The sequence below is a fragment of the Flavobacterium sp. LHD-80 genome, from assembly GCF_030929605.1.
Lineage (GTDB): Bacteria > Bacteroidota > Bacteroidia > Flavobacteriales > Flavobacteriaceae > Flavobacterium.
The window spans coordinates 19,087-43,079 of record NZ_JAVFVS010000011.1 but is presented as its reverse complement, the minus strand read 5'-3'; the positions used below and the strand labels follow the sequence as shown (position 1 = coordinate 43,079).

Annotated in this window: 24 protein-coding genes and 2 tRNA genes; 13 read left to right on the top strand and 13 right to left on the bottom strand. The window is 33.0% G+C overall.

Features of this window, described 5'->3' with window-relative positions; all coding sequences use genetic code 11:
- The first annotated feature begins 149 nt into the window (after positions 1 to 149).
- From RB619_RS14985 to RB619_RS14970, 4 genes are all read left to right on the top strand, one after another.
- Positions 150 to 677, top strand: coding sequence for a methyltransferase (locus RB619_RS14985; protein ID WP_308098867.1), 528 nt, complete (start codon positions 150 to 152; stop codon positions 675 to 677).
- Positions 678 to 765: 88 nt separating this feature from the next.
- A complete protein-coding gene (locus RB619_RS14980; RefSeq protein WP_308098863.1) occupies positions 766 to 1,614 on the top strand; it encodes a glycosyltransferase family A protein in 849 nt (282 codons plus the stop codon).
- Positions 1,615 to 1,693: 79 nt separating this feature from the next.
- A complete protein-coding gene (locus RB619_RS14975; RefSeq protein WP_133525568.1) occupies positions 1,694 to 2,443 on the top strand; it encodes an ABC transporter permease in 750 nt (249 codons plus the stop codon).
- A complete protein-coding gene (locus tag RB619_RS14970) occupies positions 2,440 to 3,201 on the top strand; it encodes an ATP-binding cassette domain-containing protein (protein WP_308098858.1) in 762 nt (253 codons plus the stop codon). The genes RB619_RS14975 and RB619_RS14970 overlap by 4 nt, the downstream gene beginning before the upstream one ends.
- A 91-nt stretch (positions 3,202 to 3,292) precedes the next feature.
- Here RB619_RS14970 and RB619_RS14965 read toward each other — a convergent pair whose 3' ends face one another.
- The 6 genes from RB619_RS14965 to RB619_RS14940 all read right to left on the bottom strand — a co-directional run bounded on the left by RB619_RS14965 (position 3,293) and on the right by RB619_RS14940 (position 8,533).
- On the bottom strand, positions 3,293 to 3,895 hold the full coding sequence (locus RB619_RS14965) for a hypothetical protein (RefSeq protein ID WP_308098856.1): 603 nt from the start codon (positions 3,893 to 3,895) through the stop codon (positions 3,293 to 3,295).
- Between the two features lie 156 nt (positions 3,896 to 4,051).
- Entirely contained in the window at positions 4,052 to 4,774 is a 723-nt protein-coding gene (locus tag RB619_RS14960) for a hypothetical protein (protein ID WP_308098854.1), read from the bottom strand.
- Positions 4,775 to 4,935: 161 nt separating this feature from the next.
- Positions 4,936 to 5,532, bottom strand: a complete 597-nt coding sequence (locus RB619_RS14955; protein WP_308098852.1) for a SprT-like domain-containing protein — start codon at positions 5,530 to 5,532, stop codon at positions 4,936 to 4,938.
- A 90-nt stretch (positions 5,533 to 5,622) separates the two neighbouring features.
- Positions 5,623 to 6,300, bottom strand: a complete 678-nt coding sequence (locus tag RB619_RS14950; RefSeq protein WP_308098850.1) for an SDR family NAD(P)-dependent oxidoreductase — start codon at positions 6,298 to 6,300, stop codon at positions 5,623 to 5,625.
- Between the two features lie 38 nt (positions 6,301 to 6,338).
- Positions 6,339 to 7,280, bottom strand: coding sequence for a M20/M25/M40 family metallo-hydrolase (locus RB619_RS14945; RefSeq protein ID WP_308098848.1), 942 nt, complete (start codon positions 7,278 to 7,280; stop codon positions 6,339 to 6,341).
- Positions 7,281 to 7,390: 110 nt separating this feature from the next.
- Positions 7,391 to 8,533, bottom strand: coding sequence for an acyl-CoA dehydrogenase (locus RB619_RS14940; RefSeq protein WP_142452053.1), 1,143 nt, complete (start codon positions 8,531 to 8,533; stop codon positions 7,391 to 7,393).
- Between the two features lie 484 nt (positions 8,534 to 9,017).
- Here RB619_RS14940 and RB619_RS14935 point away from each other — a divergent pair, with 484 nt between their 5' ends.
- The 3 genes from RB619_RS14935 to RB619_RS14925 all read left to right on the top strand — a co-directional run bounded on the left by RB619_RS14935 (position 9,018) and on the right by RB619_RS14925 (position 12,252).
- Positions 9,018 to 9,593, top strand: coding sequence for a chalcone isomerase family protein (locus RB619_RS14935; protein ID WP_308098844.1), 576 nt, complete (start codon positions 9,018 to 9,020; stop codon positions 9,591 to 9,593).
- A 152-nt stretch (positions 9,594 to 9,745) separates the two neighbouring features.
- Positions 9,746 to 10,972, top strand: coding sequence for a Glu/Leu/Phe/Val dehydrogenase dimerization domain-containing protein (locus RB619_RS14930; protein WP_308098838.1), 1,227 nt, complete (start codon positions 9,746 to 9,748; stop codon positions 10,970 to 10,972).
- A 374-nt stretch (positions 10,973 to 11,346) separates the two neighbouring features.
- Entirely contained in the window at positions 11,347 to 12,252 is a 906-nt protein-coding gene (locus tag RB619_RS14925; RefSeq protein WP_308098836.1) for an energy transducer TonB, read from the top strand.
- A gap of 401 nt (positions 12,253 to 12,653) precedes the next feature.
- On the opposite strand, the gene RB619_RS14920 is transcribed toward RB619_RS14925, so the two are convergent.
- Positions 12,654 to 13,049, bottom strand: coding sequence for a biopolymer transporter ExbD (locus RB619_RS14920; RefSeq protein ID WP_115889911.1), 396 nt, complete (start codon positions 13,047 to 13,049; stop codon positions 12,654 to 12,656).
- Between the two features lie 3 nt (positions 13,050 to 13,052).
- Positions 13,053 to 13,748: a MotA/TolQ/ExbB proton channel family protein gene (locus RB619_RS14915; protein WP_308098833.1), complete on the bottom strand. Its 696-nt coding sequence runs from the start codon at positions 13,746 to 13,748 to the stop codon at positions 13,053 to 13,055.
- A gap of 130 nt (positions 13,749 to 13,878) precedes the next feature.
- On the opposite strand from RB619_RS14915, the gene RB619_RS14910 reads away from it, so the two are divergent.
- From RB619_RS14910 to RB619_RS14890, 5 genes are all read left to right on the top strand, one after another.
- On the top strand, positions 13,879 to 15,114 hold the full coding sequence (locus RB619_RS14910; RefSeq protein ID WP_308098831.1) for a folylpolyglutamate synthase/dihydrofolate synthase family protein: 1,236 nt from the start codon (positions 13,879 to 13,881) through the stop codon (positions 15,112 to 15,114).
- Positions 15,115 to 15,221: 107 nt separating this feature from the next.
- Positions 15,222 to 16,034: a hypothetical protein gene (locus tag RB619_RS14905; protein WP_308098829.1), complete on the top strand. Its 813-nt coding sequence runs from the start codon at positions 15,222 to 15,224 to the stop codon at positions 16,032 to 16,034.
- Between the two features lie 159 nt (positions 16,035 to 16,193).
- Positions 16,194 to 16,268: transfer RNA gene (locus RB619_RS14900), tRNA-Val, on the top strand.
- 26 nt (positions 16,269 to 16,294) lie between these two features.
- The gene (locus RB619_RS14895) at positions 16,295 to 16,579 is read left to right on the top strand and encodes a GIY-YIG nuclease family protein (RefSeq protein ID WP_308098827.1); all 285 of its coding nucleotides are present in this window, start codon (positions 16,295 to 16,297) and stop codon (positions 16,577 to 16,579) included.
- Positions 16,580 to 16,724: 145 nt separating this feature from the next.
- Positions 16,725 to 16,805: transfer RNA gene (locus tag RB619_RS14890), tRNA-Tyr, on the top strand.
- Between the two features lie 82 nt (positions 16,806 to 16,887).
- On the opposite strand, the gene RB619_RS14885 is transcribed toward RB619_RS14890, so the two are convergent.
- On the bottom strand, positions 16,888 to 18,549 hold the full coding sequence (locus RB619_RS14885) for a hypothetical protein (RefSeq protein WP_308098825.1): 1,662 nt from the start codon (positions 18,547 to 18,549) through the stop codon (positions 16,888 to 16,890).
- Positions 18,550 to 18,808: 259 nt separating this feature from the next.
- Complete coding sequence (locus tag RB619_RS14880; RefSeq protein WP_308098823.1) at positions 18,809 to 19,696, bottom strand: winged helix-turn-helix domain-containing protein; 888 nt, start codon at positions 19,694 to 19,696, stop codon at positions 18,809 to 18,811.
- A 182-nt stretch (positions 19,697 to 19,878) separates the two neighbouring features.
- Here RB619_RS14880 and RB619_RS14875 point away from each other — a divergent pair, with 182 nt between their 5' ends.
- Positions 19,879 to 20,418, top strand: a complete 540-nt coding sequence (locus RB619_RS14875) for a hypothetical protein (RefSeq protein WP_308098821.1) — start codon at positions 19,879 to 19,881, stop codon at positions 20,416 to 20,418.
- A gap of 44 nt (positions 20,419 to 20,462) precedes the next feature.
- Here RB619_RS14875 and RB619_RS14870 read toward each other — a convergent pair whose 3' ends face one another.
- From RB619_RS14870 to RB619_RS14860, 3 genes are all read right to left on the bottom strand, one after another.
- Complete coding sequence (locus RB619_RS14870) at positions 20,463 to 21,980, bottom strand: amidohydrolase family protein (RefSeq protein ID WP_308098819.1); 1,518 nt, start codon at positions 21,978 to 21,980, stop codon at positions 20,463 to 20,465.
- Positions 21,981 to 22,100: 120 nt separating this feature from the next.
- Positions 22,101 to 22,562 (bottom strand): nuclear transport factor 2 family protein, encoded by a 462-nt coding sequence (locus tag RB619_RS14865; RefSeq protein WP_308098817.1) that lies wholly within the window; start codon positions 22,560 to 22,562, stop codon positions 22,101 to 22,103.
- Between the two features lie 353 nt (positions 22,563 to 22,915).
- Complete coding sequence (locus tag RB619_RS14860; RefSeq protein WP_308098816.1) at positions 22,916 to 23,974, bottom strand: serine hydrolase domain-containing protein; 1,059 nt, start codon at positions 23,972 to 23,974, stop codon at positions 22,916 to 22,918.
- Positions 23,975 to 23,993: the final 19 nt, after the last annotated feature.

The following is a 23,993-nucleotide window of genomic DNA, read 5'->3' as shown; positions in this document are numbered from 1 at the left end:
GTTTACAGTCACAGTTTACAATTAGCTAACTGTAAACTGTGACTGAGACTGAAAACTAAAAAAGTCCGCACTGGTAAGATGCGGACTTTTTAGTATATTTGCGACCTAATTAAATTCAAGAACGAGAGATTGATTCGTTCGCAACGACTATGTACGAAAAAACGTTTCCGAATAAAAGATTCAAACTTACTTTAGAGTTTTTACAAAAGCACGTTAGCACATCTGAAACTATTTTTGATTTTGGTGTGCCAAATCCGTTTTCTAAAATAATGGAAGAGAATGGTTATACCGTAAAAAACACAAAAGGCGAAGATTTAGATAACGATCAAACGGCGCTACAAACTGAAGATTATACTGTTTTTACTGCATTTGAAATTTTCGAACATTTACTAAATCCATACACCATTCTAGAAAATGTAAAATGTGATAAATTGTTAATTTCAATTCCGTTGCGTTTATGGTTTTCTCCAGCATATCGTTCTAAAACTGACATGTGGGACAGACATTACCACGAATTTGAAGACTGGCAATTGGACTGGCTTTTAGAAAAAACAGGCTGGAAAATTACAGATCGTCTGCAATTTACACATCCCGTAAAAAAGTTTGGATTCAGACCTTTATTAAGATATTTCACTCCGAGATATTATATTGTTGTGGCTGAAAAAGTTAAGAATTAAGATTGCAGATTAACGATTTTTGATTTTTGATTTTTAGATGACTTCCAAATAATCTAAAATCTAAAATCTAAAATCTAAAATTTTTTACATGAGATATTACATCGTTATTCCCGCGCACAATGAGCAAGATTTAATTGGCCTGACCTTACAATCTCTAGTTTCACAAACTGTTTTGCCTTCAAAAGTGGTGGTTGTAAATGACAATTCGACCGATAAAACAGAAGAAGTTGTTTTAAGTTTTGCAAAAGAAAATCCGTACATTTCTGTTGTAAACAAAACTTCAGATGCGATTCATATGCCGGGAAGCAAAGTAATTCAGGCATTCCAGAAAGGATTTGAAACTTTAGATTCTGATTACGATATTATTGTAAAGATTGACGGTGATTTAATTTTTCCTCCAAATTATTTCGAAACCATAATCAAACATTTCGAATCTGATCCAAAAGTTGGTATGGTTGGCGGATTTTGTTATATCGATAAAAACGGCGAATGGGTTTTAGAAAACCTTACTGATAAAGATCACATTCGTGGTGCATTAAAAGCGTATCGCGCAGCAACATATAAACAAATTGGTGGTTTAAAACCTGCAATGGGTTGGGATACTGTTGATGAATTATTGTGTAAATATTACGATTGGAAAATTGTAACCGATGAATCTTTACACGTAAAACATTTAAAACCAACCGGCGCAAATTACAACAAAACAGCTCGTTACAAACAAGGCGAAGCTTTTTACACTTTAGGTTATGGTTTTTGGATCACCGCAATTGCATCGGCAAAACTGGCGATGATGAAGAAAAAACCATTTCTATTTTTAGACTATATCAAAGGATTCATCAAAGCTAAAAGCGCCAAAACTCCTTTATTAGTAACTCCTGAACAAGCTAAATTTATTAGAAATTATCGTTTACAAAAAATGAAACAGAAGCTTTTTTAATCTTAAAAAAATTAAAAAACTGTAAACTGAAACTGTAAACTGTAAACTAATCCTTAATTTAGCCAATATTTCAAAAACTATGATGCTAATTCGTTACCTATCTCAAATAGGAAGATATTTTTTAATGCTAAAGGAAATTTTCAATAAACAGACCAAATGGCCTGTCATGAAAAATTTGATTTTCAAGGAAATTGATGATTTAATTATTGACTCTCTTGGTATCGTTTGCTTCATCTCATTCTTCGTTGGAGGTGTTGTTGCCATTCAAACTGCATTAAACTTAACAAATCCGTTAATTCCAAAATATTTAATTGGTTTTGCAACTCGTCAATCTGTGATTTTAGAGTTTGCTCCTACTTTTATTTCGGTAATTATGGCCGGAAAAATGGGCTCATTTATCACTTCAAGTATTGGAACGATGCGTGTAACTGAGCAAATTGACGCATTGGAAGTTATGGGAGTAAATTCACTTAACTATTTGGTTTTCCCTAAAATTATTGCTTTACTATTGTATCCATTCGTTATCGGAATCAGTATGTTTTTAGGAATTTTTGGAGGATGGCTAGCTGGAGTTTACGGCGGATTCACAACGAGCGACGCTTTTATTGCCGGAGCACAAATGGATTTTATTCCGTTTCACATCACCTATGCTTTTATCAAAACCTTAATCTTTGCTATGTTGTTAGCAACAATTCCTTCTTTCCATGGTTACTATATGAAAGGTGGCGCGCTAGAAGTTGGTAAAGCCAGTACGGTTTCGTTTGTTTGGACATCGGTATCCATCATTCTTTTCAATTACATATTAACCCAATTGTTATTAGGATCATGATAGAAGTAAAAAATGTAGTAAAATCATTTGGGGACAGCAAAGTTCTAAAAGGTGTTTCGACCGTTTTTGAAACTGGAAAAACCAATCTGATTATTGGACAAAGTGGATCTGGGAAAACAGTTTTATTAAAAACGTTACTCGGAATTCATACGCCAGACTCTGGAACAATTGAATTTGACGGAAGAATTTATTCTGAATTAAATCCGGATGAAAAAAGAGAATTGAGAACGGAGATTGGAATGGTTTTTCAAGGAAGTGCTTTATTCGACTCGATGACAGTTGAAGAAAACGTAGCTTTCCCTTTAAAAATGTTTACCAACGACAACAAAGCCAAAATTAAAGAACGTGTTGATTTTGTTTTAGAAAGAGTAAACCTTGTTGATGCGCATAAAAAACTTCCTTCAGAAATTTCAGGAGGAATGCAGAAACGTGTTGCGATTGCGCGCGCGATTGTAAACAATCCGAAATATTTATTTTGTGACGAACCTAACTCGGGTTTAGATCCAAATACCTCAACTTTGATCGATAATTTGATTCAGGAAATCACTAAAGAATACAACATTACAACTGTAATTAACACCCACGATATGAACTCGGTAATGGAAATTGGCGAGAATATTGTTTTCTTAAAAAAAGGATTAAAAGCTTGGCAAGGAACTAAAGAAGAAATCTTTAGAACTGACAATAAAGATATTGTCAAATTTGTTTACTCTTCAAATCTGTTTAAAAAAGTAAGAGAAGCTTATTTGAAAGGTTAATCGCCTTTTAAATTTCAATATAAAAAATTCCAAATTCCAATTTTACTAAAATTAGAATTTGGAATTTTTTTATTTAAATTTTATATCTCAACTATTTATAATCTTTAGGAAGTCCAAATCCCAGCGTAACTCCTACTCCAACAAAACTGTATTTGGCTATAGAACCAAAAAGTTTAAACCCAACACTTGGAATCATCATATTGAAGATCAAATTGGTTCTTCTTTTTGAATAAAATCTCTTGTAATTTGCTTCAAAAGGGACACCATAAAAATATTTATTATTTGAATTGCGATTGCCGTCAAAATCCCTGTTTATCAAATCAATACTAGAATAATTTAAACCGGCAGAAATACTATAAGAATGATTTTCTTTTAACCATCGTCTACCATACATTAAAGCAACTTCATTAAGATCTTCTTCTTTATCAAAAGCTGGTACAATATAATTCTCTTCTTTCTGAGTATACCCAACTGCATTTGTATATCTAAAACTAAAAAGATTTTTTCCTGTTTGATAATTTAATTCTGCGCCACCGGCAAGACCAATATTTCTTGCAACAGCAAATCCACCAAAACCTTCAAAATATATAATCGGATTTGTTTTTTCTTCTTTTTCCAAATTTGAAGCCTCTTGCCCTGAAACAGAATTTGAGAAAACGAATGCTAAAAATATCCAAAGTAATGTTCTATTCATAAAAAACGATTTTTTCAAAGATGCAATAATTTAATAAATACTAAGAAAATTTCTACATTAAGCTAATATTAAATATCTCAAAAAAGACTTCAACAAAAAAATCCCAAATTCCAATTTTGACAATGATGGAATTTGGGACTTTTTTTTGATACTTGATTATTTTATATCTTTAAAATCCGTTTCTAAAACTGTTATTGTTTGATATGTTATTTCTGCTGCATTACTTGCGGGAAACTCATATGATGCCGTCTGTCTGAGTCCATTTTTCATCCTTGACAAAGTAACTTTTTCTTTATTGTAACGCTGTATGTATATCGTTTGCTCAGAAGTTCCATTAGCAGTAAGATCAGTTAAATTGGATGCATGTGTATATTCATGCATAATTTGTACAGGAAAAGTTTCAACATTATTGAGCTTAAATGTTACTCGGCATGGATACAATCGAATTAAATCATTTGTACTAAACTCAAATTGTTTCCCAATAAATCTCATATCATTTGGATCCTCAGTAATACGAACATAAAATTCTCCAAAGATAACTGGAGTTTCATGTGGCTTTACTTTTTTACCTATCAATAAATTATAAAAATTTCCTTTACCGCTTGTTTTAAAAACAAAATCATAGTTCCCGTTACTATCCGTATATGTCGAATCAACCCATTTTACAAACTCATGATCTTCATAAGACATAATATAGGAGCCAGTGTTTGTCACTTTATATTCTCCAACTTTTACAATTAAATTTGAAATTGGTGCATCGTGATTATCAGTGACCTTTCCGCTCACTTTAGTTTCAATTCCTGATTTAATTAATACAGGATCCTTGTCGCAGGAAACCAATGAAAATAATAACGCAAATAAAATTACTGTATTTTTCATAAAGATGTTTTTTGTAAAGATATTACAATTCTACAATTGTAGAGCGAGTTGTATTTAAAATTAATATTAAATTTCTTATTACAAATCCCAATAAAAAAATCCAAATTGCAATTTCATATAAAATTGAATTTGGATTTTTCTACTTTGAAATATTTAAACCTTTAATCTATCAGCTCAACTTCAGCATTTGGATTAAACAGATAAGTTTTTCCTGTGCTTATTTCGAGGCATTCGAAACGTTTGGTTCTAACAGCAATTTTTTTAAATATTTTGCCATTTTTTATTTTGAAAACACTTCCGTAAGGAATTTCAAAAACATAATTTTTGTCGCTGTTTGAGTCATATTGTTTTAGTGCCAATGACAAAGTAGTATCAGTATCGCTGCTTGCTGACGGATTTTTAAAATGTCTCGCCAGTAAAGGCAAAATCTGACCGGGAAATATTTCTGGACGAATAAACGGAACCATTAAACGTTGAAAAGTATATTTCCATTCATTTCCGTGTGGTTTTATATTTCGCCCGAATTTTTCGAATGCCACCAAATGCGAAATTTCATGAATCAGCGTAATCAAAAAACGATACTTGTTTAAGCTCGCATTAACCGTGATTTCATGTTTGCCGCTCGGTCCTCTGCGATAATCTCCATGACGCGTCTGGCGCTCATTTACGATTTTCAAATGAACTTGATTGGAAACAATCAAATCAAAAACAGGCTTTACTGCGTGCTCCGGAATATATTTTGCTAATGTGTCGCTCAAAATAATTATGAATTGTGAGTTGTGAGTTTTCGATTAGTTAAAAGAACAAAAAAGGCTTCGACTCCGCTCAGCCTGACAATCTATAATTAACTACGGATTTGTTGAGGAAACTTCTAATACTTTACCATTAAAATATTTATTTCCGTTAAGAGTAAAATCATAAATATAAGTTGCCATTCCTTCAGCTGAAATTGGTGCTTGGTAACCTGGAAAAGCTTCGTTAAGCATTTCGGTTTGAACAGAACCTAAAGCTAGAACATTAAACGAAATTCCTTTTTCTTTATATTCCTCAGCTAATAATTCGGTTAAAGTGATTACAGCGCCTTTACTTGAACTGTAAGCGGCCAAACCAGCAAATTTTAAGCTTCCGCGAACGCCACCAATCGAACTTATAGTTACCACATGACTTCCTTTTTGTAAATATGGAAGACAAATTCTGGTAAGATTTGCTACTCCAAAAACATTTACTTTATAAATTCTCTCAAAATCAGCTTGAGTGGTTTCTGCAAAAGGTTTCCAAATTAATGCGCCAGCATTATGAACAACTGCATCAACTCTTTTCCATGTTGAAGAAAGGAAATGATCTACTTCGGTCAAAGCATTTTCATCTGCCAAATCAATTGAAAGACAAGTAATGTTTTGATGTTCTAATAAAGTTTGCGGTATTTTTCTTGAAATCGCTAAAACCTGATTTCCTGCATTGGCAAATTGCAATGCTAATTCGTAACCAATTCCTCTACTCGTTCCGGTAACAATAATATTTTTCATTCTGCAAAAATAAGCAAATCCAATAAAAAGCGATGTTATTAATTCATTGTAATTTCTTCTGTTGGTGTAGAAGCAATCTTAGTTACAGCAGGCAAAAATTCCTGGATAAACGAAGTCATATGCGGAATATTCATCACTTTAAATTCGTCTGAAACGTGATGATAAAAATCAAAATTCTCAAAATCAAAAGTACTTATCGATTGGCAAGGTTTTCCGAAAGCCTCGAAAAATGAATAATTATCAGATCTGTAAAACAATTTATACTCTGCTTCTTTCGGCAAGAAACCAATCGTATTTTTTCCTGTATATTCATTGATTTTCTGTGCCATATTCGATTTATCAAAACCAGTAACATAAGCTAAATAATCACGTTTCATTGGCACACCAATCATTTCGATATTCAGCTGTGCATATAAATTAAATTTTTTCTTTTTCAATTTTTCTACCAAACTTTTAGAACCCAGCAAACCTTTTTCTTCGCCGGCAAAAAACACAACCAAAATACTACGTTTGTTCGATTTTGTCTTAGCAAAATATTTAGCCATCTGTGCCACGGCCGTTACACCCGAAGCATCGTCATTGGCACCATTATTAATTTTATCAGCCTGCTGTTTTGTCTCCACGCCAATATGATCATAATGCGCACTCAAAACCACAAATTCCTTTTTTAAAACTGGATCTGTTCCTTCTAGAACTCCAACAATATTATACGCAGGAGATTTAAAATTAGTGAGTGTATCGCGATAAGTTTCAAAATAAGGCTTGATTTTATTCTTCTTTAAAAAATCTTCTAAAAAAACAGCTGCTTTTTCGATTCCTTTTGTTCCGGTTTCTCGTCCTTCTAATTCATCTGAAGAAAGATATTTTAAAAAGTCTGAAACCTCTGTTTGAGAAACTTTATAAGTTACTTCATCTACAGTAGAAGTATTCGATTTACATCCAAAAAAAATAAACGGAAGAATAAAGAATAGTTTTTTCATAAGTAACTGGTTTTATGATTTGATATTAGCCTTCTGAAAAATAATAAAAAAACCCTTTCGAAGCTGTAAAAGCTGAAAGGGTTTTATTTTTATTGAATTGAAAATCGAATTTATCCTGCGATAACTGATCTTGAAATTACGATTTTTTGAATCTCAGATGTACCTTCATAAATCTGAGTAATTTTTGCATCACGCATCATACGTTCAACATGATATTCTTTCACATATCCGTTTCCGCCATGAATTTGTACCGCTTCAACAGCAGTATCCATTGCTACTTGCGAAGCAAATAATTTTGCCATTGCACCACTCACGTCGTAGTTTTTGTGCTGATCTTTATCCCAAGCCGCTTTCATACATAAATGACGCGCTGCTTCGATATTTACAGCCATGTCAGCTAATTTAAAAGCAATTGCCTGATGATTGCAGATTTCTGTTCCGAAAGCTTTACGTTCTTTTGAATATTTCAAAGCCAATTCATAAGCTCCAGAAGCAATTCCTAACGCTTGAGAAGCAATACCAATTCTTCCTCCAGCTAAAGTTTTCATCGCAAATTTGAATCCGAAACCATCTTCACCAATTCTGTTTTCTTTTGGAACTTTTACATCGCTAAACATCAAAGAGTGTGTATCAGAACCACGGATTCCCATTTTTTGTTCTTTTGGACCAATCGAAAAACCAGGCATATCTTTGGTCATAATCAAAGCATTGATTCCTTTATGTTTTTTCTCTGGGTGCGTTTGCGCAATTACTAAATATACTGAAGCCGTATTTCCGTTTGTAATCCAGTTTTTTGTTCCGTTCACCAAATAGTGATCTCCCATATCAACAGCTGTTGTTTTTTGAGAAGTTGCATCACTTCCAGCTTCTGGCTCACTTAAGCAAAAAGCTCCGTGAATTTCACCTGAAGCTAAACCTGGCAAATATTTTTGTTTTTGTTCTTCCGTTCCAAATTCCTGTAAACCCCAGCAAACCAATGAATTATTCACCGACATAACCACAGAAGCTGATGCATCAACTTTAGAAATCTCTTCCATTGCAATTACGTATGAAATAGCATCAAGTCCGCTTCCTCCGTATTTCGGATCAACCATCATTCCCATGAAACCTAATTGTCCCATTTTCTTTACTTGTTCTGTCGGAAAAATTTGTTTTTCGTCACGCTCAATAACACCAGGCAGCAATTCGTTTTGAGCAAAATCTCTAGCAGCCTGCTGAATCATTAAGTGTTCTTCGGTAAGATTAAAATCCATAGTCTTGTTTAGTTATTGTTTTTTTTGAACCAAAATCGAAAAACTTTCGTTGATGGAACTATTTTTTGTTTTTAAAAATGTTTTTCTGCTTAAAAAAGGCTTTCAAAGATAAATGTTAAAAGTCAAATTAACAATGCATGCATATAAAATTAATAGATCGGCAAGAATTACGATAACGTTTTCGTAATAATTCGGAATTTTGAAAAAACTAACAGCAATACTTCAAGGATTTCTTTAAAATTTAAGAATATAATTGCACATCAAAAAGGCAATATTTATAAAGTTTTAGTAAAATTTAGACAAAAAAGTGCGCAACCGGTTTTGGAACAAGTATTTGTACGTAAAACAAGTCTTACTAAATTGATAATGAAAGATATACAATTAAAAAAAATACACGACTTTAATAAAAAACATGTATTTTTAGAGGGCAGAATTTAGAAATTAAAAGTATTTTTGCCCAAAAACAAAAAATATCGATAGAAGTATGAAAAAGATTTTACTATTATTTGCATTCATTTTCAGCGTGCAATTTTCAACTGTTTCGGCACAAACTCAACTAGAAGTGAACGGCGTTACAGTTCCAAGAAAAATTGAAATTCAAAACAAAACAATGCAGCTAAATGGTGCTGGCGGAAGATCAAAAATGTGGTTGGAAGTTTATGTTCAAGCACTTTATTTATCACAATTAAGCCAAGACCCAAAATACATTATCGATAGTGATACTGAAATGGCTGTGAGAATCGAAATCACTTCTTCTATGGTTTCTTCAAACAAATTGACAAAAGCAATGAATACAGGATTTGAAAAATCTGCAGGAAGCAATCTTGAAGCTTTACGCCCAAGAATTGAGCAGTTCAAAACGTATTTGAGTGATGCGATAACAGAAAAAGATGTATTTATTTTGTTTTACAATCCGCTTGATCAAACTGTTAACGTAATCAAAAATGATGTTCCAAAAGGAAAAATCACAGGATTTGATTTTAAACAAGCATTATTCGGAATCTGGCTTTCAGACAAACCAGTTGACGAAACTTTGAAAAAACACTTATTAGGAATATAATTCAAATTTCCTTAAAAATATTCGAATTCCGAAAGCCGAAAACCTTATAGTTTTCGGCTTTCTTTTTTTTCTTTCATTAAATTTGCAATAAAATACATTATTCGCATTATTCTATTTTATACTTTTACGCAAAATAAACATATCTCAACAAAATGAAAGATTTATTACAACAATTTGAAAATAAGGAACCTGAAATTGTGTTTAACTGGAAAGATTCTGAAACAGAAGCAGAAGGATGGACTGTGATTAATTCACTTCGTGGCGGTGCAGCAGGCGGAGGAACTAGAATGAGAAAAGGCTTAGATATGAACGAAGTTTTATCTTTGGCTAAAACTATGGAAGTTAAATTTTCAGTTTCTGGACCAGCAATTGGAGGCGCTAAATCTGGAATTAATTTTGACCCAAATGATCCACGCAAAAAAGGCGTTTTACAGCGTTGGTACAAAGCTGTTTCACCTTTATTAAAAAGTTATTACGGAACTGGAGGAGATTTGAATGTTGATGAGATTCACGAAGTAATTCCAATGACAGAAGAATGTGGTGTTTGGCACCCGCAGGAAGGTGTTTTCAACGGACATTTCAAACCAACGGAAGCTGATAAAATCAATAGAATTGGGCAATTACGTCAAGGTGTTATCAAAGTAATTGAAAACCCAAAATTCTCTCCAGATGTAACTAGAAAATATACAGTTGCCGATATGATTACCGGTTATGGCGTTGCTGAAGCAGTTCGCCATTTCTACGCTACTTATGGCGGTGAAATTAAAGGTAAAAAAGCAATCGTTCAAGGCTTTGGAAATGTTGGATCTGCTGCTGCTTTTTATTTAGCCGAAATGGGCGCAAAAGTTATCGGAATTATTGACCGTGACGGAGGATTGATTAAAGAAGAAGGTTTTTCATTTGAAGAAATCAGAACGTTGTTTTTAAATAAAGATGGAAATAAATTAGTTGCCGAAAATATGATTCCGTTTGAAGAAATCAATTCTAAAATCTGGACAATTGGAGCTGAAATTTTTACTCCTTGTGCAGCTTCAAGATTGGTAACTCAAGCACAAATTGATGATTTAATTGCAAACGGATTAGAAGTTATTTCGTGTGGCGCAAATGTTCCTTTTGCCGACAAAGAAATTTTCTTCGGATCAATTATGGAAGAAGTGGATCACAAAGTAAGTTTGATTCCGGATTTCATTTCAAACTGTGGAATGGCGAGAGTTTTTGCTTATTTCATGGAGAAAAAAGTTCAAATGACTGATGAAGCTATTTTTAATGATACTTCAGAAATTATCAAAAATGCGATTGTTAAGGCTCATGCTTTAAGTTCATCAAAAACAAATATTAGTGCAACGGCTTTTGAGATTGCATTGAAACAATTAGTATAATCCTAATTATACTTTATTATAAGACGAGCCAAAATTTGGCTCGTTTTTTATTTAGATTTAACCACAAAGCTTATAAAGTTTACTCCCATTTTATGTTATTTCGACGAAGGAGACCCGAGCGATAGCGAATAGGCGAAGCAAATCTCCACGAGTAGCTCCGCGACGAAAATCCAATCTTTGTCGAGCTTCTCGTGGAGATTTCTCCTTCGTCGAAATGACAAACAGTATAATTAAATCATTATAAAAAGACTTTGCGAACCTTGCGTAATCCCTAGCGTACTTTGCGGTTAAATTCATCATAGCTCTTTCATTCTAAACAATTTTTACTACTTTTAAACGTTTTTATAAATACAATTACAAAATTCAGAATCAAAATGGCTTCTACCGATTCTTCAGATAAAAAGAAATCGCTACTTTATACAACAGCAATATATGCAGCAATTTTAGTATTGCTGTTTTTTATACGTTTCTGGCCACCTTATAATCCAGAAAACAACGTAGCACTTGCTGATGGTGGCGGCGGAGGTGGTGGCGTAACTATAAATTTTGGCGATAGTGATTTAGGTTCAGGAGCGAATTATAAAAGTGAAGTTTTAGATGTAAAAAACAATGTAAAACAAGCTCCTGCAAAAGCGGCTCCAGAAGAAGCAATCGTTACTCAGGAAAACACAACCGCTGATGAAACAGATGTAGTGGTACCAGCAAAAGAGAAACCTAAAAAACCTGCTCCTGTAACAAAACCGGAAACCAAACCTGTTCCTGAAAAACCGAAAGTTTCTAATTCTACAAACGATGCTTTGTCAAGTATTTTGAAAGGTTCAAATAAAGGTGGAGATGGCGATGATAAAGTTGCCGGAAATAAAGGAAAATCAAACGGAAGCTTGAACTCTAAAGGTTATTATGGATCTGGAGGTTCTGGCGGAGGAACCGGAAGCGGTAACGGAACCGGAAATGGAATTGGCACAGGAAGCGGTTACGGAGCCGGAAGTGGCGGCGGTTCTGGCGGTGGTTCAGGATATTCTTTAGGAAATAGAAAAGCATTATCGAAACCGGCACCAAAATACAATTGCAATGAAGAAGGAAAAGTCGTAGTTGAAGTAACGGTAGATCAAAATGGAAAAACAATTAGTGCAACTGCCGGAATAAAAGGAACTACAAATACAGCAAGCTGTTTACTAGATCAAGCGAGAATTGCAGCAATGAATACGAAATGGGAATCGGATAATGATGCTCCAGTTAAGCAAGTTGGTAAGATTATTTATAATTTTAGTTTGAATTAAAACACGGATTTACTTCGTCTGTTCGCCCTTCGGGCTCGAGTCACGGATTCTCACAAATTTGACTATATAAAAAAAAGGCTTTTTAAAATTTCAGAAAGCCTTTTTTCGTTTTATTTCGTCCAGTATGTCATTCCGAGGAACGAGGAATCTCCGCAAGTAACTCCGCAACGAGAATCCAAACTTTGTCGAGCTACTTGCGGAGATTCCTCGTTCCTCGGAATGACAAGATTGTGTTGAAATTACTTTTTTTCTCGAATACTAAAATCGTCTTGTTTCCGCGTGAGGGATAGAAGCAAGCTACCGAAGTAGCGCGGATAGCCCGACCGCAATAAAAAAATGGGCCTATCAACGCTTTGCTGATTAGCCCATTTTTTTATTGTGGTCACGCCCTAATTATTATTTTACTTCGGACTTGTTGCAATTACAAACTTCAAATTGTTCTTCACTCCTATCTGCAAAACATCGACTAAATCTTGCACTTGCAGGTTAAACGGAATTCTAACTACAACTGTTTGTTCTTTGTTTGTTCCTATTTTAGACATCAAACTGGTTTCCAGATTTTCAAAATCTACTGGTTCTTTGTCAATGTAGAATTTTTTATCCTCGGTAACGGATAAACTGATTAATTGTTTATTCGTTTTTTCGTTTGCTTTGGCTTTTGGCAACGTCATTTTAATCACATTAGGATTTGCCAGCGTTGAGATAATTAAGAAAAACAACAGCAGGAAAAACATAATATCACTTAATGATGAAGTCGCAACCTCAGCGTGAAATCTTCTTTTTCTTTTAATGGACATACCTTATGCTCTTTGAATTATATTGACAAATTCTAATATTTGTTTCTGAATTTTCAAGGCGAAATTATCAATTTTTCCGTTTAATAAATGGTAAGCAGAATACGCAATAATTCCCACAATTAATCCAGAACCTGAACTGATCATTTTTTCGTATAAACCTCCAGAAATGTTTCCGATACTGATATTTTCTGTAACAGAAATACTGTAGAAAATTTTAATTACTCCAGAAATTGTTCCGATAAAACCAAGCGTTGGCGCAATACCAGCGATAAGACCAAGATGGCCTAAATGCTTTTCCATTTCGCCAATTTCAATATCGGCAGCGCGGTCCATGTTTGATTCGATTTCGGCAATTGGTCTTCCAATTACTAAAACGCCTTCTTTTAAGATATTTCCGGCAGCAGTGTTGCTTCTTTCTACAATAGTTCTTGCTAATTCGATATTTCCAGCATTCAACTTGTCGCCCACATCCTGCATTAATCGGCTATCGATTTGCGACGCTTTGCTGATGTACATGTAACGCTCAAAAATGACATAAATAGTATAAAACAATAAAATAGCAATTGGAATAAGGAATACACCTCCTTTTAAAATAAAGTCTAAAACTGAGATTTCGTTATTTGGAGCGATTTTTTCGATAACTACGTTAGATGCTGCGTTTGCGATGGTATCTGTTTGTAATTGAATGAAGCTAAACATATTTTAATTCTGGTTTTTATGATTAATTCTAAAAATTATTTTGAAATTTGCACTAAAGATAATTTTCGCTGTAATATTAAACTACAAAAATCGAAATTTATTTCAATCAACAACCATTTTATCCAAATAAATGAACTATCAAGAGACCACAAACTGGATGTTTAATCAGCTTCCAATGTATCAGCTTCAGGGCGCTTCGGCTTATAAAGAAGACTTAACCAATATTAAATTGCTGGCTGGGCATCTTGATAATCCGCAAGATCATTTAAAGTGCATTCATGTTGCGGGAACAAACGGAAAAGGTTCTACTTCGCACATGCTGGCTTCGGTTTTGCAGGAAGCTGGATATAAAGTTGGATTATACACTTCGCCGCACTTAAAAGATTTTAGAGAACGAATCAGAATAAATGGCAAAGAAATTTCAGAAGATTTTGTAATTGAATTTATCGGAAAACATAAAAGCTTTTTTGAAGCCAATGATATGAGTTTCTTCGAAATGTCGGTTGGTTTGGCTTTTGATTATTTTGCTGCGGAAAAAGTTGATATTGCTATTATTGAAGTTGGTTTGGGCGGACGATTGGACGCTACTAATATTATTACGCCTTTGGTTTCGGTAATTACAAATATAGATTTAGATCATACACAATTTCTTGGCAATACGCCTGCTTTAATTGCCGGAGAAAAAGCCGGAATTATTAAACCAAATGTTCCGGTTGTTATTGGCGAATATACAAATGAAACGCAGCCTGTATTTTTGGCGAAAGCCAAAGAAAACAAAGCGCCAATTTATTTTGCTTCGGATTTAATTTCAGAAGTTTTCCCTTCGGATTTAATTGGAGATTATCAGTTTCATAATAAGAAAACGGTACAGCAGACAATTCAGATTTTAAATGAAACCACCGATTTTAAAGTTTCGGAAGAAAGTCTGAAATCAGGATTATTGAGCGTTGTAAAAAATACTGGTTTGCAAGGCAGGTGGCAACAACTTGGCGAAAATCCGAAAATCATTTGCGACACTGCTCATAATCAGCATGGCCTTGCCGTTGTTATGAAGCAGCTTCAAAAAGAAACTTACGAAAACTTACACATTATTTTAGGTGTTGTAAACGATAAAGATCTGGATTCTATTTTACCACTTTTTCCTAAAAAAGCACGCTATTATTTCTGCAGACCCGATTCTTCGAGGGGGTTAAGCACTGAAATTCTGAAAGATACAGCCAAAAAGTATGATTTAATTGGAGAAAAATACGATTCGGTTGAAAAAGCTTTTTTAGATGCAAAGAAAAACGCTACAAAAAATGATTTCATTTATGCCGGCGGAAGCACATTTGTTGTTGCTGAACTCCCATTAAATAAAGAAAGTTAAAATTAGGGGAAAAACACCCCTCAAAATTCACATCTGTTATTTAACCACTTGATTTTTAATGTTTTAAATTTGTTAAGTTTTTTTAATAACCAATACAAATTTAAAACATGAAAAAGAGAAAAACCCTTGCTATAGGGATCATCCTGCTGATGATTCTTATTGGCGCAAAAGTCAGCGCGCAGGAAAAAGACGCGGAAAAACCCGTATTTATTACGGTAACTACTTTACATCGAAATTTGGATTCTAAATTGAAGGCCAAAGACTGGAAAGCAGCAGAACAGGAATACTTTGATAAAGTGACGAGCAAAAACGATCTTATTATTGGATCTGAAGTTATCACCCATTATTATACTGAAGATAATACTGAAATTGCTTTTGTCAATGTTTACAGAACTTGGGAGGACATTGAAAAAGCAAACGCAATCAGCGATGATTTAATTAAAAAAGCATGGCCGGACGAAAAGGCCAGAAAAGCATTTTTTGAAAAGTATGATTCTTTCTACACACCTGTCCATTCTGACGAAATTTATCAAAGCGTAACATCTATTGGCAGGAAAGAGTACAAAGACGAAACCAAAAAGCCAATGATTGTTTATTTGCGAAAATCACAGCTAAGCATGAAAGGGGATTCAAAAAAAGCAAAAGAATTCAATGACAAAATCACGCTTAAAGATCCTTATGTAAAAGCTTATTATCCGTTGAGACATTCATGGGGTTCTAATAGTACAGACTTTCTCGAGGTTTTTTACTACGATTCTTTAGCCGATTTGGAAAAATCAAGTGATAAAATAGACGAACTTATAAAATCGACTTGGCCAAATGAGAAAGATGCTGATGCTTTTTTTGATGAATTAGAAAAATCTTTCACCGGAAAACACAGTGATTACATCTATAGAAACGTTCCATCGCTTTCAAAATAAAAAATAACCAAAAAAAGTTCGTTTATAACAAATTCTACATCAGCAAGATAGAAAACACATTAAAAAAACTTTAAATTTTTAGTGTGTTTTCTTTGCAGAACTCAAAAACAAGCGTATATTTGCACTCGCAATCACAAACGATAGCAACCTAGTAAAATAGGGCGATTAGCTCAGCTGGTTCAGAGCACCTCGTTTACACCGAGGGGGTCGGGGGTTCGAACCCCTCATCGCCCACAAAATTCCAAAAACTCCAAAGTCTTATGATTTTGGAGTTTTTTGCTTTATATACTTTTATGAATTTTATAGTTTATATTTTATTTAGCGAAAGCAAGAACAAATTCTACATTGGATTTACTTCTAATTTAGAAAAAAGACTGGCTCGCCACAATCAAAAAAGCAAAGGTTTTACAGGAAATGTAAGTGATTGGAAAGTTGCTTATATTGAAAACTACGTAACAAAAGAAATTGCACACAAAAGAGAATTACAGATCAAGTCTTGGAAAAGCAGAATTAAAATCCAAGAATTAATTAGAAAAAAAGATTAGCTCAGCTGGTTCAGAGCATTCCGATTTTCAATCGGAAGTGGTCGGGGGTTCGAACCCCTCATCGCCCACCAAAAACTCCTTAAGAAATTAAGGAGTTTTTTTTACGCTTTACTCAGTGTGTATAAACTACGCGCTACGGAATTTTGGGGAGATACTCAAGCGGCCAACGAGGGCAGACTGTAAATCTGCTGTGTGAACTTCGCAGGTTCGAATCCTGCTCTCCCCACTAAAAAGCTAAAAGAAGCCAAAACAAAAAAACTCCTTAATTTCTTAAGGAGTTTTTTTATGCTTTTATCTGTATATTTTATTTAATTCCATTTTTTCAATAATTCGTTTGCAAGTTCTTTTACAACTTCTTCATCACTATTGAGAAATGATTTAATTTCCTTTTCCGCTTTTTCTCCTTTGACCATTGCCAATGCTTCTAGGTATGTTCTTGAATTTAAGTCACTTTCTTTTCTCGTTTCTTCACAAACTTTAATCAGCAAATCGACTGAACTCACATCTTTTAATCTTCCCAATCCTAATGCAGCATCATATCGCATTGAAAAATCTGATTCCTCACTTTTTAAAATTTTTCTAAAAAGTTCTTTATGTTTTTCTAATGGATAATTTGATAAATACTCTATTGAACTCCTTTCCCAATCCAGATTTTCACCGCTGTTTTTATATAGTTTTTCAAATGTGCTTTGTTGATTATCTATATGATTTTCAATAAGCAAATCTACTAAAGCAGTTGTTCTATATTCTTGATCATTTATTAAGATTGGCAAAAGATCAATTACTTTTTGATTCTTATTTCCTTTTAATGCAACGCCACTCCAATATCTTATAGAAGGATTTTTATGTTTTAAGAAGTCAATTAAAATATTTGTGCTTTCAATATCATTTCTACCTTGTAACGCTCGGACTAATTCTTCGAGTATTTTTTCGTTTTTGCACTCTTTTAAAGTGTTTTGGATATTAGGCAATAATTCGTCAGCGTAAATTAATTGATTATTTGGAACTGAAAAATAATAATCATTTGAAATCTTTCTTGTTTTTAATAATTCTAACCAATACTTTAGATTCTCAACTTTCTTTGATTCAAGAAAGCAATCTAACAAATCATCTGAAATGCTGTCTTTTTGAGTTGTTAATGATTTTAAATACGCAACATCACTGCTTGTTGGACTTTCTGCTAAAGCTTGTAAGGCAATTTTTCTTGTTTTATTATCGGCTAAAAATGGTTTAAAGGTTTCTAATAAATTCCCCATTTGAAGTTCTTTTACGGTATAAATTGCATATCCTTTTATGTTTATATCCCAGTTTTTAACCGCGTCTAAAACAATTTTCTCTGTTTCGGCATTTTTTCCTGTTCGTGATAATGTTTGAATGGCTAAAATTTTGGCTTTTAAAATTTTACTGTCATATCTTTTGTATGCTGTTGCTTGTAAGCTATCTCTATCTAGTTTAAAAAATAAAGGTATCATATGTGTATCACCAAAATTTTCGTTTTCTACTAAAAAATCAAATAGTTCAGTAGTGTGTTTCGTTTTTAAATGCAACAATGACATTCCGCACCAAATTAAATTCCCTTTTTCTTTTTCTGATTTTAACCTTTTCAACAACTCTTCTTCTTTTGATAAATCATTAGAAGCACCAACGATTAAATAAGAAAATAAACGCTGATATGAATTTTCTGAATTCAATAGTTTATTAATATTATCGATATATAAATTGTCATTTTTAAAATTGCTTAAAGGAAAGTTTATTAGAGTTTCTCCTTTTAAATTTGATGTTAATTGTGTAATATCACTTTGCGGGGTTAAAAGATGCGGATATTTTAAAAATAATTTATTCAGATTCTCTTCATTAAATGTTTTATCCAAAGACAATTTAAAATCAACTTTAAAATTTGCTATATCTTGACAGTGAACCTTTGTAAAAAAGGTCAAAAGAAAAATTGTAATAATGCGTTTTATTTTCATTTTATGAAATGGGTTTTACTTTATTTTAAGAATACTATTAGCTATCAAATTATGATTTTTACACCCTAAATTATCTTTATTTAAAACTAAGATAACCAATATCTTCATTCTGTAATCGTATAACTTTAAGTTAATACTATTCTGAAAGTGCAAATTTGTACTCCGTACCTGCAAAGGTTAGTTTTTTTTGTTTTGCGGATTAGCATAGTGTCTCACTGTTATGGACACGGATTGCAAATTCACGCTATAAAATCTCTGCCTAAGAGTCGATATTAAGCTTATATCCTTTCCCTCTTACAACAACAATTGTAATGTTAGGATCACATTCCAGTTTTTTTCTAAGTTTTGAAATAAACATATCCAGACTACGGCCCACAATAACGCCTTCATCTTCCCATATCTCTTTTTGCAGTCGCGTTCTCTCTATGGTCTCATTGGGAGACAATGCAAAAATGAGCAATAAACGGGTTTCAGTTCCAGTGAGTTCTAGTGTTTTTTCGTTTGTGATCAACTTACGATTCTTCGCATCAAACACCAACGAGCCTAAAGTAAATAAACTAGTATTATTATCAGTCAAAATTGCTTTCGGCTTAGCAGATCTAAAAACAACAAATCCAATAAAAGCCAAAAATGACAGGCCAACCAAAAAATATTTATTCTTTGCCGTATTTATACCCACTGGTTTAAATTTGATATTAATGGTATAACATGCTAACGGCTGCTTTCTTCCTTTGCATGGTACAATATCATCTTTCTTATTTTTTGATATAGCATATCCATAAGCTACACTGTTAGTACCGCAGTTTACTACGTTAACAATATAATCAACCGTAAGAGGATCTTTGGCCAATAAACGTTGCGTAACATTCACCAAAGAGTCAGTTTGAAAAGCAAACTCATTCTCAAACCTGATCTGGTACTCATTTTCAGCAATCTTTTGTATGGGAAGAACTCTAGATGTAGTGTCTCCCGACTGTAAAAGTAATTCATGTCCGATTCTGCGGAGCAAAGTTTCCCTTCTTGCAATAGCAAAGTCATCGCTATCAGTTATATTGAAAGCTATACAGATTGCAGACAAAAACAAAAGCAACATCAATCCAAAAAGGTACTTGCCTTTCCTGAACAGAAGATTTTGGCTATTAGACATAGTGTCAAGTTTTTATTTACAAAGTTTACATTTTTATTTACAATCTAAGTTCCTCAGGCTGAAATATATCAAAGTAATTTTGTTACACCAACTTTAAAAGGCGGTGAAAAATAAAAAGAATGCTTTACATAAACAAGATTTATCAGGAGATAGGTCTATCTTAATTAAACCCAATAAAAAATATGAAAAAAATCATTTATGCGCTGATCTTACCGCTGGTTGCAGTAAGCAGTTTAGTGTTTGCAAATTCTGAAAGTAAAAATGAAACTCCTAAAAAACCAACTCCAAAAACACTCTCTGCCGCTGAACGGAAAGCCGAACTGAAAAAATGGGAAGCTAGCCCTGATGGCATAAAGGTCAAAAAGTGGAAAGAGTCTCCCGAAGGCGAAAAAGTTCTTGCCGGTATTGCTAAAATAAGCAAGCCTATAAGTGACTTTACTAATATGGAGGCTGTTGTAACCTCACTTTCACTTCCGCCGGGATCACGATTAGGTTTTGGAATGATGGTCAGAATTAATGGTGAGGACTATATTCTTAGATTTGAGCCGCAAATGTCTCAACTTGAGCAATTGCAGAGCCTGAAAGTTAATGACAAAATAATTTTAAAAAGTCATAGCGTATCGTACGCACCCAAGTATTCGTATCCAATACTATCGGGCGACTATGTAGAACGAGATGGTAAAGTAATTTATAAACGTGTCCTTAGTGAAGATGGCTGTTAAGTACTAAATTAAAACTCCTTAATTTCTTAAGGAGTTTTTTTCATTCATAAATACTCATCAATATTTATTTTTCTATTTTGATCATTTGCATCTTTTATCGCTTTTAGAATATTTTCAATTTGGATTTTATCGATTCTATATTTATCAAAAAAAACATATTCAATTGTCTTTGAATTTGAAATATTTTCTAATGGATTTTTAGTAAGCAAAACCAAATCAGCTTTGTATCCTGTTTTTATTTTTCCGGTATTTTTTTTCATCCAATTGCCTGGCGCAGCAGTTGCAGCATAAAGCACTTGTGAATTCGTCATTCCGGTTTTAGACAAAGATTCTAATTCGTTATGAAGTGAAAATCCCGGGACAACAGTAGCTACATTCGCATCAGTTCCAGCCATAATTGTAACTTTATTATCAACCAACGCTTTTGTCATAATATGAATCGCTTCGGAATAAGTATTCCAAAAAATTTGGGATAACTTTTTTGCTTTATCGTCATCCTTTCCATCATATTCGTAACCATTTTCGCCAGGCAACCAACCCATTTTATAAAGTGGCGTTCCCTCAATGATTTTCGGATTAACATATTGAAGTTCTATTTCTTTAAGCTTAGATTTCAAGTTAAATCTTTGATTCGAAAAACTTTCACAAAGCCAAACCGTTGAAGTAACACTTATATTCTTCTCTTTGAGCTTTTTTGCAATTTGGTCAGAACGTATTTTTAAAAACTGAAGAAACTCTTTCGGATTTTTAGAAATTGATTTTCCAAATTCATCAATCGTTTTTACGGTTAATTCCTCAACATGAGCCACTTCAATTTGGCCTGATTTATATAAAGTTTCTAAATCAACTAACGGAATGTGACCTATAACTGGAATATTTTGCTTTTTGGCAATTGCTATCGTGGTTTTGAACATTTCAGGATTAACAAAACCATACATTTTAATGGCATCATAACCCTGTTCTTTTATGTTTTTGATTGCTTTTTCAGTCTCTTTTTGGCTCGAATAATTAATTGCATGTCTCGTCCAGCTGTAATAGTAACCCGTTAGTCCACTTTCGCTAAATATGGGCGGAGAAGCAATAAACATTCTCGGTCCAATATTGTCATTTAAAATTTCTTTTCTCCATTCTAAAATTACCTCACTTCCAGCCATTTCTCTAACAGAAGTTACACCATTTGCTAAATACAGAAACAAATCATTTTTGCTTTCTTTTAAATGAACATCGCTGTCTACAAGACCCGGAATCAGGAATTTTCCAGTTCCGTCAATACTCGTAATCGTGCTATCCAGCAATTGATTTTTTCCAATTTGAATTATTGTACCATCTTTAATAAGTACATCTTGATTTTTTATAAAATAAGTGCAATCTTCAGAAAGTACATTTACATTTTTTATTTGAGTTGCTGTGGATGGTTTAACAATTGAAGAAATAGTAATGACTTTGGTTGATTTACCTAAAACTTTATTTAACTCATTATCTGCCCATATAAAAACACTGATAAAAACAAATATTATTATAGTCGCAACGTATAAAAATCTGCTAAACCATCTCTTTTTCATAAATTATTTATTTTAGATTTGAGAGGCAAAAATATATCCGAAAACATCCTTATTCAGCATGTAATCAAGGATTAGGTATGAAATGCGGTTTTTTAGGTACGAAAATTATTAGGAAAATAATTACTTCGTTTTTGCAACTACAGCTTCAACCATTTTATGAGGTATTCTAGTTGAAATTTTATCGACTATAAACCAATCTTGATTTATTTTCATGAGATTAAAATAGTCGATAAACAAAAGTTTTGAAGTACTAATTTCGACTTTAGCAGCTGCAACATTGTTTGTAATATCAATAGATATAATACGCCCAGACCAATTAGGAGATCTAGGATTTGGAGCTTTATATCCTTTTATATAGTCTGATTTTCGTACAATATTCAGCTTATTATCAGCAAAATATTTCAGTTGCCAAGAATTATGAAAAGACTGTCCGACTTTAATTGAATCACCTGTTGCCTGCCCATCTAAGTATAGGTTAAGTGTTTTCTGAATTAAACTCCAATCATTTCCGGGGTCATTTAATTGGGCATTTGCACTTAGAAAGAAAAAATTTAAGGAAATAAATAAAAGCGCTTTTCTCATCTTTAAAATTTTAAATTATTAATAATGAGAGCAAATATCCAGAAGTTGTTTTTTTAAAAGGTTCAAATTTATAATGCAGCACTCTTATTTTATACTTCCAAACTTATTCTGAATGGACTTTTTGGTATTCCGCAGGAGTTAACCAGTTATTTTTTTAAAAGCAGTAAAAAGGTAGATTTTGAGAAATTAAAAGATTAATGTGCATCCATATACTCATATCCATTGAAAAAATGAATATACTTCTTCATTTTTCCTTATTCAAAAAAAGAAATACGAATTGATTTCGGAACAAATAATACAAAAATAGCCTCCAAAAATGACTTCATTTTGGAGGCTGTTTTTTTCTAAATAAATTATTTCAAAATAGTATCATAAATTACATTCAGCAAATCTTGTCTCATTTTTGAATTTCTTTGATCTAAAAGTATAATGATACCCCAATTTTTAGCTCGGTTATAACATATAATTGAAGATTGCCCCATTGAATCACCTGATTTCATATAAATGGTATTTTTTTCATCTGTAACGATATTTGTGCCTAAACCCATTTCTCTTTTTTGATCTTTATAAAAGATTTTTTCGGTAATGATCGCCGCTTTTCCTACTGAAGTTTTACTATTTAAAACCGCCTTTAAATACGTAACCATGTCTGCAGCATTCGATTTTATTAATCCGGCAGACGCAGTAACATTCCATTTAAAAAATTCCTGAATACCACCATCAGGATTGTGCGCAGTTGTAATGTTGCTTACATTAAAATCCTTTGTTAATGTATTTTTCATTTTTAAGGGTACAATTATTTTTTCGGTAATAATTTGATCGTAACTCTTGTTATACACTTTTTCTAGTATTTGGCCGAGTAAAGTATATCCAATTGTAGAATAACGATATTTACCATAATCTTTCAGTTCAATGCAATTATTGATTATATCAGCCAATGTTTTTTCGGTCACATTACTTACTGGCTGTTGCGGATTTAATTCTATTAGTTTTCCAAAATCAATATCAGGCAAACCAGATTGATGAGACGCCAGATCTGAAATTTTTATTTTGTTCTGAAGATTCTTTTGCAGAATATATACCGCTGGAAGATAATTGTCGATATAATCATCTGCTTTTATTTTATTCTCAATAATGGCTTGAGCAATCAGATTTGAGGTTAAAATTTTAGTAATTGATGCAATTTCGAATAATGAATTTTTATTGATTTGAATTTGGCTTTCGGAATTCAAATTACCATAAGCTGTAAAATATTCGTCATTATTTTTAATAAAACCAACGCTTATGCCAACGTTTGGATTTTTTTGATAATTGTCCTTTATTATCGAATCGATTCTTTTAGAGATATCTTGTCCAAAAGAAAAGTTGCTTATTACTAATAGTACAGTTAAAAATTTTACTGAAGTTTTCATTGTATCGCGTTTTAGGTTA